At 56.0% G+C, this 12,516-nt stretch carries 9 protein-coding genes and 1 pseudogene; 5 read left to right on the forward strand and 5 right to left on the reverse strand.

The window, feature by feature from the left end; translation table 11 throughout:
* Nucleotides 1-534: 534 nt before the first annotated feature.
* The gene (locus tag HB376_RS23065) at nucleotides 535-1,833 is read left to right on the forward strand and encodes an acyl-CoA dehydrogenase family protein (RefSeq protein ID WP_213765981.1); all 1,299 of its coding nucleotides are present in this window, start codon (nucleotides 535-537) and stop codon (nucleotides 1,831-1,833) included.
* Nucleotides 1,834-2,006: 173 nt separating this feature from the next.
* On the opposite strand, the gene HB376_RS23070 is transcribed toward HB376_RS23065, so the two are convergent.
* Nucleotides 2,007-2,210 carry a cold-shock protein gene (locus HB376_RS23070; RefSeq protein ID WP_031356584.1) on the reverse strand — a complete coding sequence of 68 codons (204 nt, stop codon included), beginning with the start codon at nucleotides 2,208-2,210 and terminating at the stop codon, nucleotides 2,007-2,009.
* 147 nt (nucleotides 2,211-2,357) lie between these two features.
* On the opposite strand from HB376_RS23070, the gene HB376_RS23075 reads away from it, so the two are divergent.
* Nucleotides 2,358-2,627, forward strand: coding sequence for a hypothetical protein (locus HB376_RS23075; RefSeq protein ID WP_213765982.1), 270 nt, complete (start codon nucleotides 2,358-2,360; stop codon nucleotides 2,625-2,627).
* Nucleotides 2,628-3,812: 1,185 nt separating this feature from the next.
* Here HB376_RS23075 and HB376_RS23080 read toward each other — a convergent pair.
* From HB376_RS23080 to HB376_RS41170, 4 genes are all read right to left on the reverse strand, one after another.
* A complete protein-coding gene (locus HB376_RS23080) occupies nucleotides 3,813-4,544 on the reverse strand; it encodes a carboxypeptidase regulatory-like domain-containing protein (RefSeq protein WP_213765983.1) in 732 nt (243 codons plus the stop codon).
* A gap of 106 nt (nucleotides 4,545-4,650) precedes the next feature.
* Nucleotides 4,651-6,909, reverse strand: coding sequence for a YjbH domain-containing protein (locus tag HB376_RS23085; protein WP_213765984.1), 2,259 nt, complete (start codon nucleotides 6,907-6,909; stop codon nucleotides 4,651-4,653).
* 1,018 nt (nucleotides 6,910-7,927) lie between these two features.
* Entirely contained in the window at nucleotides 7,928-8,650 is a 723-nt protein-coding gene (locus tag HB376_RS23090) for a flagellar brake protein (RefSeq protein WP_213765985.1), read from the reverse strand.
* Nucleotides 8,651-8,657: 7 nt separating this feature from the next.
* Nucleotides 8,658-9,044 carry a flagellar transcriptional regulator FlhD gene (locus HB376_RS41170; RefSeq protein ID WP_255631509.1) on the reverse strand — a complete coding sequence of 129 codons (387 nt, stop codon included), beginning with the start codon at nucleotides 9,042-9,044 and terminating at the stop codon, nucleotides 8,658-8,660.
* Nucleotides 9,045-9,485: 441 nt separating this feature from the next.
* Between HB376_RS41170 and HB376_RS23100 the strand changes: the two genes are divergently transcribed.
* From HB376_RS23100 to HB376_RS23110, 3 genes and pseudogenes are all read left to right on the forward strand, one after another.
* Complete coding sequence (locus HB376_RS23100) at nucleotides 9,486-10,901, forward strand: undecaprenyl-phosphate glucose phosphotransferase (protein WP_213766033.1); 1,416 nt, start codon at nucleotides 9,486-9,488, stop codon at nucleotides 10,899-10,901.
* Nucleotides 10,902-10,930: 29 nt separating this feature from the next.
* A pseudogene (locus HB376_RS23105) lies at nucleotides 10,931-11,258 on the forward strand (sugar transferase); the annotation flags it as partial.
* A gap of 12 nt (nucleotides 11,259-11,270) precedes the next feature.
* On the forward strand, nucleotides 11,271-12,470 hold the full coding sequence (locus HB376_RS23110; RefSeq protein ID WP_255631511.1) for a polysaccharide biosynthesis/export family protein: 1,200 nt from the start codon (nucleotides 11,271-11,273) through the stop codon (nucleotides 12,468-12,470).
* Nucleotides 12,471-12,516: the final 46 nt, after the last annotated feature.

A 12,516-nucleotide genomic window follows, 5' to 3' on the forward strand; every position in this document is an offset into this window, starting at 1 on the left:
TAAACAAGTCCGAAAACCGAAATTAACCGGTCCATATTCCAAACTATGAGAAATCCCCCGCTGAAAATTCTGATCACGCTCATGGCTCAGTAAAGTCGGCCTGTATTTCCGCAGCCTGTTAGGGTAGCGTGGTTGAAAGCGTTTTCTTTGCTTCGTTTCTTTGTCGCTTTGGACAAAGAAATGACGTGCCGCCACGCACAGTGGCTAATAGTGATAAAGAGAATATCCGACTCTCGCAGACCGCTAACGCCGAAAGCACCAACCCGGCATAGACCCCGACCACTAACCCCGAAAGCACCACCCCGGCATAGACCCCGACCACTAACCCCAGAACCCCCCCCCGGCACTAACCCCGACCGCCAACCCCGGAAACCCAGCACCCCGACATCGACCCACCCACAAACCCTAACCCCCCCGGGCGACGCCCACAAAACCCGACATCTACATATGGTTAGCACCTATCGTTCGTTGCCGGCAGCTTGGCGTGACACTTATCCTCATCAGTTCGCACCTGTTCAAATTGTGGAGAAGTGAATGACGACGTCAGCACCGGCGGACGCTGCGTTTTACGCGCGTTTCGCGGAGATATTCGAGCAGATCGGTAAAGGCACCATAGAACGCGAGCAAGGCCGTGAACTCGCTCGCGATGCCGTCCAGAGTTTGAAAGACAGCGGCTTTACCGCCTTGCGGGTACCACGCGAATATGGTGGCAGCGGCGTTTCTCTACCGCAGTATTTTCGTCTTCTGACGCGTTTGGGCGAAGCCGATTCGAACCTGCCGCAGATCATTCGCGCGCACTCGGGTTTCATCGAGCAGCAACTGGAAACCGGCGATGACGCAACACGCGAGCGCTGGCTAGGTCGTATCGCGAAAGGCGAGACTATCGGAGCGGCTACGTCGGAGCGCACCGGCTCCACGCACAACAGCGTGACCGTCACATCCGACGCGGATGCGGGCTTTGTTCTGCTAAACGGCGAGAAGTACTACAGCACGGGTACGCTCTATTCGGAATGGATCAACGTAGCCGCGCACGATGCGCAGACCGATCTCCACGTGCTGGTTCGAAGCGATGCACCAGGTGTTGCGCGCACCGATGACTGGGACGGTTTCGGCCAGCGTCTGACCGCCAGCGGTACAACACGTTTCGATAACGTACGCGTTCCGGTCGATCAGATCCTGTCGCGCTACAAGGCGTCAGAGCCCCGCCGTAATTCCTTGCTGACCGCTTTCTACCAGACCGTGCACCTGGCGACGCTCGCGGGTATTGCACGCGCGGTATTGCGCGATGGCGTGGCCTTCGTTCAGGGCCGTACCCGCACGTTTGGTGTAGCGGGGCAGTCGAGCCCGCGCGACAATCCGCTGGTGCATCGCGTAGTGGGACGCCTCGCGAGTCTCGCGTATTCGGCTGAAGCGCTGGTTGAGTCGGTAGCTGCGGCGCTCGACCGGGTGCATCGGGCGCGCAACGCGGGGGTGGCAACGACAGCGGACTACATTGCCGTCGATATCCAGGCTTACCAGGCCCAGCAGATCGTGCTTGAGCAAGTGCTCGAGGCAGCCACGCTGTTATTCGAAGTGGGCGGGGCGTCAGCGACGAGCGAGGCACGCCGGCTAGATCGCCACTGGCGCAATGCGCGCGTGATTGCTTCGCACAATCCGGCGATCCAGCGTGAGGCTGCGGTTGGTAATTACCATTTGAACGGGACCGCGCCCGAGGAGCGATTCAGTCTGTCGCATTCCACCGCGGATGCAGCCGTGCCCGCCTTCAAACAAGGCGCGGTGCATGGAGAGAAACCGGTGGTGCAGGACGACGCATTTGCCAGGACTGGCAGATAGGCCGATAGAACGAACAGAAGGGAGACCGGGGTCTTCGGGCCTCGATCGCGGCTGACACGCTACCGCGTGCTGGCGCGCAAAAAAGTTACTACGGGGTGCGGCCAAAGATGGCCGCACCCCGTTTTCATCCGCGTAACGGTTGAAAACCAGCCGTCGTGACGGCCGGATCAAGCTCAGGCTGGCACGATGTTCGATGCCTGCTTGCCCTTGGGACCCTGCTTTACTTCAAACGTTACCTTCTGGTTTTCTTGAAGGCTTTTGAAGCCTTCTGCCTTGATTTCCGAAAAGTGTGCGAACAGATCTTCGCCGCCGTCATCGGGTGTGATGAAGCCGAAGCCTTTTGCATCGTTGAACCATTTGACCGTACCGGTTGCCATGAGCGTATCCAAAATTTAGAGCTAACGAGTGAGAATAAAACCAGAGCGCCGAGCCGCGTCGCATTGCATTGTTGTGACAAGACTTCTCTAAGTCCATGAGCGCGTCCGTAACAAACAGTCGCTGCGGCGCTATGCGCTTTTGGAATTATGGCGAATCAATTGTACGCCGCGCCAATAATTATTGAAGCTTTCCAAACCGGAAAAGCCGAAATGGCTGCGGAATGCGAAATTCAGTCGGCCAGAGAGCCGGCGCCGAGCCCAAATAATGGGCCTTTCACAGACTTCAGTCGTTCTTCAGTAGTTCGTCTGGACAAAGGGATTATCCAGATTGATGGCGCCAATGCCCAAAACACGGAATTTTCTGCCGCCAATATTCCGGAGTTTCCCAATTTTTCCTCATCTCTCGTAATCCGCTAATTCGACACGGATGTGTGCATAACAACTTTTTTGCCGTTTGTCGGAATCGTCCATGCAATTTTTACAAACCCCGGGCGGCTAGCTCAAGTATTTCGAGTCGACGGTAATTTCCCGTCCCCCAGTACCGAACCTTGGTGCGTTATTCGCCTTCGGACAGTCCAATACGCGCGGCGTCGTGCCACGGCTGTTCGTGACTGCACGGTAATGAATAACGCTGGTCTCGACGTGCACAAAATTCCAAAGCAGCGCTCGGCACCGCTCAATGACAAGCGATCCCCCAAGCGGTGATCACCCCGCATGCGCGTGTTTGCGGGGTGCGGGCCGCAATCAACGTTTCGATTCTCTCTGTCAGCTCGGCTGGCAACGCGTGTTCGGTTTCGCCGGCGCGCCCTATGAGCATGAAAAGGTCGGATTTCGGCAAGGTTTCGTTTTTTGAGGACATCCCGTATCTGTCAGGATTAGCAACTGCTGCCGGGCTTTCGACTTCCTCTTTTCATGTGACTGAGTTCCGATGAACCGAATCAAATCCAAGATCGCCTGGACCGCCAATCGACAAAAAACAATGACCGAACCAGCAGATGTCGCGCCGGTCAGTCGGAGTGCCGCCAGCAATGTCGGTGTCCCTGTTTGTCCAGGCTGCGACACGGTTCTAATGGCGGGTATCGGGAAGGGGTTGGCGCGCGGCTTCTCTCTTAGATGCCCGATGTGTTATCTCGTGTGCACTAGCAGTTAGCAAGTTAGTTGACGCGATTCCGCTTTGGTTTCGACGAAAGCGAGCCCGCGATGAGTCAATGGAAACACTTCGACCGGGGCATGGTCGCCTATGCATAGGTTGGTATTTATGCCGCAAGCGAGGCTTGCGCGCCTGGTCAAGATCATGCCCACGCGTGGACTGAGCTGACATGCGGCGATGGTATGCCCGGTCAAGCGTTTCGTTCCGGGGTTCGTTACGTGCTCGAACCGCCGTGGGAGTTCGGGGGCGACTCATCACGCAGCAACGACATTCGCAAGAAAATCCGCAAGCCGGTTCCTTCCGCACAATGATGTAACGACGTATCCAGGATCGATATCGTAGATGTGTAGTTTCGGCGCGACGCACATCCTGGCAGATCGGGTCAGCGCCATAGTACCGGTTTGGTACCCAGCCACAATACGGCGCAGACCCGGACGTTCCGCATTCCGACCTTACTGCGTGGTGGTACCCGTGCCGCCGGTACCACCCGTGGCACCTCCGCCCGGTGTGCCACCTGAAGACCCGCCACCCGCAGCGGTACCTGCTGCCGTCACCGCCGCAGTCAATGTTGCTACTGGCTCGCCAGTGACGTTGATCGCACCAGCCGCCGTCAACTGATCAAGATCCTTATCCTGGCCTTGGCCGACCGTGAATGCCGTTGTCAGGAATGCCGACGACGACAACGTGATGCCATAGGTATCCTTAACAATCTTCGCAACTGCCGTTTCCGCGTTGGCGATCGTCGAACTATTTGAGAGAGCGCTTTGATAGGTCGAATTAGTCGGAAGAACGGCAAGCAAGTTATCAACAGTCGTGCCCAGCTGGCCGGCCAGATAACTCAACAGCAACTCGGTCAGCGACGTGATATTTACCGTCCCGGCGCCCGGGGCGAAGGAGTGCAGCGTCGTCGCACCGCCGCTCGCGGTGATCGTGCAAGGACCATCGAATTTGAACGTCACAGAAAATGCGCCGTTTGCATCAGTGGTGGTATTGGCCGAACCATTCTTGCAAACGAATGTTATTGCGCCGTTTTGCATGGGCGCGCCAATAGCAACGGTGCCGTTGATTGTGCCGTTGGGGGAGCTGCCGCTGCCGCCGCCACCGCAAGCAAATAGCGTACTGGTGGCGAGAGCGATCGATCCAAACTGCAAGCAACGCAATACCGGCGTGTTAAAGCGATTCATGGTTTTCCCCAAAAAATTAGTCTCAATCACCAGGCTTCACGGCCTGTCCTGTACTTGCACTTACCCGGCAATTGCCCGCCGCGCAGGGACGGTCGATACGCGATTTTCATGGGCTTGTCTGTGCCGATGGGGGAGTGGAGCCCGGGACCACATATCGGAAGTACGCGTCGCGCATCCGATATAGCTGTGTCGCGAAATATCCGGCGCTGAATCTCCCGCTGTTCAGCAGATCCAGCTGCGTGCTGTAGTCGAATGCGAGGGTTTGATCCGCGTTGCCCGCTATGTAGTTGGTTGAACCGACCCGTGTGCGGAAATCTTGCGCGAACTGCGTCGCGCCGGAGAGCTGCACGAGGCCCGGCTTCATGCCCTCACGTGGCGTAAGTGGGAAGCTGATTCCTGCACCGACAAAGCTGCCGTGGCCGCTATGCTCGCCGTGGATGCTTACCGACACATCGTCGAACCAGCGGGTCACGGTGAGCAACGGTCCCTTGTCGCCGCCGACATATCGCGCGGCGCCTGCTTCGATCCACAGGTTCCACGATGGTTGAACCCATCGATAAGTCAGCACGGCGTTCTTCACATCCGACAACGTATCGTGCGCAGGTTCGCCATGCAGGTAAGCGAGCTGTAACCGGATCAGGTCCGGTCTGCCCGGCACGAATGCTGTCGTCTCGTTCTCGACGCCGAGATAGTCGTGTTCGAACTTGCCTATTGCCGTGACGTTGAATATCTGCGGCGCGATCCAGAAGCTTTGAGCAAGCGCTGCCGTGGTCAGGCCACCGCGCAATCGGTATTGACTAAAGACGCGGCCGTTGTTGAGGTTTTGGCTGTTGAATAGCGGCGCAATTGTGTTTGTATAAAACTCAGCCCCGCGCCAGAGCGGAACGAAGGTCTCAAAACTCGCACCCACCGAATAATCGAAATTGCCGTATTCCGTACCAAACAGATAGTTCGTAATTGGCTGAACACGAACGCGGACGAGCCCATGCTTGTGCTCGTCGCCATGCCAGGCCACCTGGTCTGAATCATAGGTCGGACGCGTGCGCATCGTCAGGGAGGTGTTGACCGCCGCTTGCGCGCCGTTCTTTAAAAATTCTGCGTAAGCGGCCCGTGAGACGCTAACTTCGCCGACCGGTTGATTCGCTTTCTTGATCACCACGCGCAGATATCCAACGCTCGCAGGAGCCTCGGCCGTTGCCACGCCGAATACAACGCCCAGCGCATCCGCTTCGTTCTGGTTATATCGATGATTTTCATATTCAACGATCAGGTCGTCGCCCACCATGCCGGCACGCACCCGTTCGAGTCCAGCCGATGTAAGACGCTGGACAATTTCGTCCAGCACCGCGGGGTCTGGCGCAACGGAAAGTGTGCGCGCGAACGAGGTGGTGGACGTGGTGTTGTCGTCAAGGCTCGCCATCGATGGGCGCGTTGTGGACGCGTATGCAACCGATGCGCTCTTGAAATCAGGCGGGTGGTCTACCCATGCATTCGACAGCGACACACTGTTGAACGCCGACGGCGCAGTGTCGATGGGCGTGGGCACTTCAGCTATCGGGGGCGGCGCGTTCTCGCATAGGTCGCCGGTACAATTTGTAGCCGTGAATCGCTGACCGAATGGGATTTGCACCGCAACTGCAAAGGAGGTTCTTGGCGCAACGCCATTTGTGGCCTTCAACGAACGAACCAGCGTCCCGATCACGCTTGCATTTGCCAGCCAGGGGATTGAGGGCGAGCGATAGCGCAGGCCGGCGTAAGGCGTTTTAGAATCGTCTTCCGCTAGTACCGACAAACCGGTGTTCCAAAGCGATACCTCTGCCCCCCCGAAGGCGCCGCTTAGCCGATCACCCTGGCCGTAGCCGGCAGTCAGTGCGAGCGGACCGAAAGTCTGTGATACCACGCCATACTTTGAACGAAAGTAATGGGTTTGGCCCCCGATGTCGGTGATGCCAAATGCAATGCTTGGTTGATACCTGAAAAAAATCGGTATTTGGACTTTCGCGTTCGCCATCAAGTGACGAAAAACAAAATGCTCCTCGTCGGCGAATTGGACGTGGGTGTCCGCTGGGTAGTTCGCCAGGCCGCCGGATACTTCCACATACGGAAAAAGCCCGATGCCAGCCCAGTACACCTGCGAGCCGGTCGCGGCCTTCCCGTACCGGGGATCAATATAGTCATTGCCCTGTGCCTCGAAAGTGCCTTGCGGCAGAACGAAAGCCGACGGGATCGTCAACCCCCCTGACTGGCCCAGCGACGAAAGCGTCGGATCAGCCGCATACGCCGACGTGGAAAATGCAAGTACGACTCCAAGGAGATGTGCCTCCCGAACGAGGCTATGCTGATCGCATCGTTTTTTTTTATGCATGTAATCCAACATCGAAGCCGTGCATCGATTTGATCATTATTTAGTTATATTGAACAATTATGGGAGGGAGTGAGCGGATTGGTTCACGCGATTCCAGCGAGCGATGCACTGCTTTCACTGACGGTAAAAACAGGCAGCGTTCAATTGGTTGGTGCTGCAAGGCAGTTTGGCTTCACCATCCTCCAGAAGTCGTCATCAGCCAAAGGAGTGTCATCAGATGTGCCAGAAGGGAAGCACCTCTCGCGCGGAAAGTAACGATTAGATAAGATCGCATGGCCTATGAGACTGCGCACAGCGTTTGCAGTAGTTTGCATTTTCGCTGCTTGTTTTCGCGCCGCCTATGGCCGACCGTCGATGTAGAACTGTAAGAGAAGGTAATTGATTCGATCCGACATAACCTTGACGTCTTTCGCCAATGCGGATGGTCCTAAAAGCGCAGCGAGGTGGATGCGAAGAAGGTCCAAAAAAAACCTACTCGCCCGGTAGCAGGCGAGTAGGAAACCGAGGTTATATCGCTCGACTGAGAGGCGAGCAAGGAAACTTTAAGCGATCAATGAATGCGGCGAAAGGTCCTTACATAAGAAGGCAAGATTTTGACGCTTTTGAGCATATCCTTGGGAAGGCGCACTGCCGGTGGCATCCAATAGTTCGTGTGGGACGGGGCGATGATTTTTTCGGCAAGCAACGTTTTATCGCGTGCAAGACCGACACATGCGCAAGTAACGAGTTTTGCTAAACCATCATCCGCAGAGGATCAAAAAAATTAGGTTTGCAAATTATTATTTAATCGGAGCGCGCCGCAGTCGATTTGTTTTAGCAGTGAGTTGACTTCACCACGCGACGTGTTTTTCGTGCAAGCAGGAAAAAAGCCGACAGCATGTGTCAGCTTAAACGTTTCGGTTGTCCGGGGAATCGCCGAAACTTCAGAGAATGCTCTCTTAGAGCGGCACTTGACTACGCTTCGGCCATTTTCATGGCAATTGTCGCCGAGACACGTACGGCAGGGTATACCTCCACGTCACAGCATCAATCGGCGCTCCGTCTCCAGTCGGGCGATCAGACGTTGCAGCACATTTTCGGTGTGTCCTGGCAGCGACAAAAACTTGAAACCAAGAATGAAGCGTGAGCTTCTGGCAATACCATCGAGGTCGCGATAGGACACAAACTGGAGGTCGAGCGAGATAGGACTTTGGCCGCTGAAATGAAGCTCGGCGCCGCGCACGATACTGCCTGTCTCAAGGTTGCCCAGATGGTCATCTATCATGCGTAGAGCAACGCCACTAAGCGACAGGTCGACAATCTCTGCACGGAAGCGCTCGCCGTTTGCTAGCGAACCGCTGCAGAGGTAGGGATCCAGTACGGGTGTCCGGACCCGGAAATACTCACGTCTCTGCCTGCAAAGAAGGACCGATGGAAACCTTCCCTTGAAGGCCGCCTTCCCTTCGAAGGAGACAGGTTGCACGCCGTCGACCGAAAATTCCATCCGGATGCCGCGCGGTGCCGCGTGGAAAATCCAACGGACTCCACTGAGTGTCACTTCGAACTTTATTTGATCAGCATTCGAATCAAATATAAATGTCCGCGCGGCAATGTCCACATCGAGGATGCGCGTGATGGTGTGCTGTTCTCCATAGTCGGCTGTCAGGTTGTCGAGCCGATGGGCAAGGCTACGCAACAGTCCGCCAATTTCAAGCGGGTTGCTTATAGAACCGTCGTTCCAACTGTCACTTTCGGGAATCATTTCTCCGCTAGATCCGTGCCATCAGGTGTGCTGGATCGGAGAGACGAATCTCGCAAAGGAGATTGCTACGATTAGACAGGTTTTCGATTTGGGCTTCTGTCAACTGGCTGATCAGAACGGCGGTTTCGTCAGACACGCCGAGCAACTGGCCGCCCTTGATATCACCCTGTCTTAACGCGCGTTGCGCAAGCAGCAGATAGGACCGGTTGAATTCTGATATTGCCTGCAGCATGCCACTATTCTCTTTAAGCACCGCTCGCTCCAGATGATTTTTAGCCAATTTTCGATGCCAAAGGGTAATCGAGGGTTGGGGCGTTGGTCCGACATAAGCATGGTCTTTTTTGCCAGACGCAGGCGTGCCGGTAAAGTCGTCCTGTGCGCCGCTCGTCCACAAACGAGTGGCTCAACTGAATGCCCGAAATCATCGAGATGGCGTTCAGCGACAAGTTTTTGACTGACCTTGTCACACGTGCGCGGCGATGATGCATGCCAACAGTGATCAATCGGTACTTGAGGTCCTTGGGTTTGGCGATGGGCGATTCGGGTCCTTCCGGAAGCCCTGTCAGATCGCATGCTGCCGGTGGTGGCGCGGGCGCAAGACTATACCGAAGACGCACTATAAGCATCAGGATCCCAAGAATACACATCGTCCCACGCTTAGGTATCCGCACTGTTGCGGGCGGCGTTTCCCGTCGTTGAAAGTCGGGCGTAGATCAAGGCATCGATTAGGACCAGGCACGGGTGAGCGGGAGTCAGTGATCTGGTTGCGCTCAGAAAGCACGTAATCAGAAATTTGATTCTCTGACACTGGTTGGCAGCTATCGGCTTAGCGAGCATAGACACGCGAGCACGATTCGAGGGGAGAAACGGGGTGAAGGGATTTCTAGCGCGTATATGCGATGTCGTGTTGATCATGGCGGGAGCTGCTGCAGCTGATCGGTTGACCTTCGGGACCGTCATGCCACATCGGCTTTCACACGTTGTATTCGTCGCCATTGCGCTTGCTCTGGCGGCTAACGTGCTTCCCGCATTCGGAATCTATCGATCATGGAGAGCACGCTCGATGCCCCAGTTGGCAATGCGCTTGTTGCTCGCATGGGGAGTCGTGCAGGCTGCGGGAACTTTGGTGATTCTGGGTTTGGACAGGCTGGAAACTGTGCCGATGACATGGCTGTTGTATTGGACAGGTCTGACGGGGGCTGCTTTTGTCGCGGTGCGGATGTCGATTTACGCCACGCTGGGTTGCTTCAGGCAGGCGGGACTGGACGTTCGGCCCGTCGCTGTTGTGGGCTGTGGGGCTCACTATCACCGGATAGTGAGTGACATTGAAGAGAATGCGACCTCTGGGTTCCGAATTGCGGCGAGATTAGACTGGAAAGCAGGTGAGACTAGTGAGCCGCCACGATCTTCCTCGCCCATATTCCACCAGTTGGATGCGCTGGCGGCACATGTGCGTGAGACCGCTATAGGGGAGTTGTGGCTCGCTTTCCCTTTGTCGGAAGAACGGCTGGTGCTTCGATGCATCGAGCTGTTCCGCGATACGCTCGTGAACATTCGCTTCCTCCCTGACATTCAGGGTCTTTCGGTCAATCGCGGTGGGGTCTTGAATCTGTTCGGCGCACCGGCAATCAGCCTGTCTGCGCAGTCCATGAGTCGAGATGCAATGACAGAGAAAGAGACATTCGATCGGCTCTTCGCTGCGGTTGTCCTGCTTGTCATATCGCCCGTTCTGGTTGCTATCGCGATTGCCATCAAGCTTTCTTCGCGAGGCCCCGTGCTATTCAGGCAGAAGCGAAAGGGACTTGATGGGCGAGTGTTCACTATCTACAAGTTTCGTACGATGCGTCCTCACGGTCAAGCGCATGGCGTAGTACAGCAAGCAACGCGCAATGACCCGCGCATCACTGCGGTCGGGCGTTTTCTGCGCCGCACGAGTCTTGACGAACTACCGCAGTTTTTCAATGTTCTGCGAGGTGAGATGTCGGTGGTGGGGCCGCGCCCGCACGCCCTTGAGCACGACGAGTTATATAGACCGTTGATTGAGGGATACCTCGATCGATATCGCGCGAAGCCCGGTATAACCGGCTGGGCGCAGGTCAATGGTTTCAGAGGGGAGACCGACAAGATCGAGAAGATGGTGGCTCGCGTCGAGCACGATCTTTACTACCTCCAACACTGGTCGTTCGCGTTAGATATGCGAATTGTGGCCGCAACAGTGTTGAAGGGGTTTACTCACAGTACGGCTTATTGATGGGTCGTATAAGCCATGACGAACTTGCGCAGTTCCTCAACGTTTTAGGAGCGAGAGTCTGTCGTAGGGCCTCGTCCTCATGCCATCGAGCACGACGAGTTATAGCGCATGTTGATTGATGGCGGCATGGATCGCTACCGGATTAATCCGGGAATCACTGGCTGGGTGCAAGTCAATGGTCACTGGGCCGAAACCGATCAACTTGAAAAGATGGAATCCCGCGTTAAACATGACCTGTACTACCTACGTCATCGATCTTTTGCGCTCGATCTTCAGGTCGTAGTCGCGGTGATCTTACGCGGGTTCATCGGCAGGCAAGCATCCGAACAAATCCGGATAGCAATACCGGGACGATGATCGGGTGCCACTTTGAAACTTAATGTGAAAGGGAAAGTAATGCGGTTAAGGGGGAAAGTGATTGCTACGGGATTCGGCAACAACACGGTGTTTCGGACGGTATGTTTCGCGGTTGTAGTTGTGTCGTCTGTCGTGCTGTCTGCCTGTGTCGTTGCACCGGGGATGAAAATGGAGAAGTCATCGGCTTTGCCCGTCTCCAGTGGCGCCGAGCACGACGCTGTCGGGCAACTGCCAGTCCCCGTCACCGAAGTGACGATATCGCTCCTGACGCAGATGAGCAATGAAGCAGCACAAACAAGCGATGCCGAGGCTCGTGCGCTGTTCGCGGCGCCGACGCCTTACACTGTGGGCGCCGGAGACGTTCTCCAGATCACTGTTTGGGATCATCCGGAACTTGCTGTCGCGATGGGCACACAACCGCCCGCAAACTCACGCGTTTCGGATCCGCCTCCCGGGTTCGTCGTCGACGACCGCGGCGATCTACGCTTTCCCTTCGTCGGCAACATATCTGTCCAAGGACTCAAGACCGAGGAGATTCAGCGCAAGCTCACGGTTGCATTGAGCAAATCGTTTCACGATCCTCAGCTAACCGTGCGAATCGCGTCCTTCCGTGCGAAACAGGTCTATATCGATGGCGAAGTGCGCACACCAGGTGCTCAGGCAGTCAACGATGTACCGACTACTCTTTACGATGCTATCAGCCACGCTGGCGGCTTTAGTCCAACAGCTGACCAGAGTCGCCTCAATCTGATTCGCGATGGCCGCTCGTACGGCGTCGACTTCACGCGGATGCTGCAACTAGGTCTAAATCCATCGAAGGTCATGCTTCAACCAGGTGATCTTGTTCGCGTGCCCGCGCGCGAAGACAGCGGGGTGTTTGTTTTAGGCGAAGTCACAAAGCCTATAACAGCGCTTCCGTTGCGTACCGGGCAGATCACCTTGAGCGACGCGCTTTCGCAGGCGGGAAGCATCAATTCGAATACCGCCGACGCTGCGCAGGTCTATGTGATTCGCGGACGTGGGAAAGACGCCCGTATCTTTCATCTGGATGCGGGTTCACCGGTCTCGATGATCTTAGCAAATCAGTTCGATCTGCATCCGAAGGACATTGTCTACGTTGACGGAAATGGCCTTGTTCGCTTTAGCCGGGTGCTGAGCCTGTTGCTTCCCGGAATTAGTGCGGGTCTGACTGCGGGATTGGTGACGAAATGATTGCGAAATTACCACTCGTTCTGGACACTGGTCCCGCCGGGAGCGC

The sequence above is a fragment of the Caballeronia sp. dw_19 genome, from assembly GCF_018449515.1.
Taxonomy (GTDB): Bacteria; Pseudomonadota; Gammaproteobacteria; order Burkholderiales; family Burkholderiaceae; genus Caballeronia.

What these genes read in the sequence shown, in the direction of transcription:
- HB376_RS23075 (WP_213765982.1), top strand. Translation starts at nt 2,358, where the DNA reads ATGGCGAATCAATTGTACGCCGCGCCAATAATTATTGAAGCTTTCCAA.
- HB376_RS23080 (WP_213765983.1), bottom strand. Translation starts at nt 4,544, where the DNA reads ATGAATCGCTTTAACACGCCGGTATTGCGTTGCTTGCAGTTTGGATCG.
- HB376_RS23070 (WP_031356584.1), bottom strand. Translation starts at nt 2,210, where the DNA reads ATGGCAACCGGTACGGTCAAATGGTTCAACGATGCAAAAGGCTTCGGC.
- HB376_RS23090 (WP_213765985.1), bottom strand. Translation starts at nt 8,650, where the DNA reads ATGATTCCCGAAAGTGACAGTTGGAACGACGGTTCTATAAGCAACCCG.
- HB376_RS23065 (WP_213765981.1), top strand. Translation starts at nt 535, where the DNA reads ATGACGACGTCAGCACCGGCGGACGCTGCGTTTTACGCGCGTTTCGCG.
- HB376_RS23085 (WP_213765984.1), bottom strand. Translation starts at nt 6,909, where the DNA reads ATGCATAAAAAAAAACGATGCGATCAGCATAGCCTCGTTCGGGAGGCA.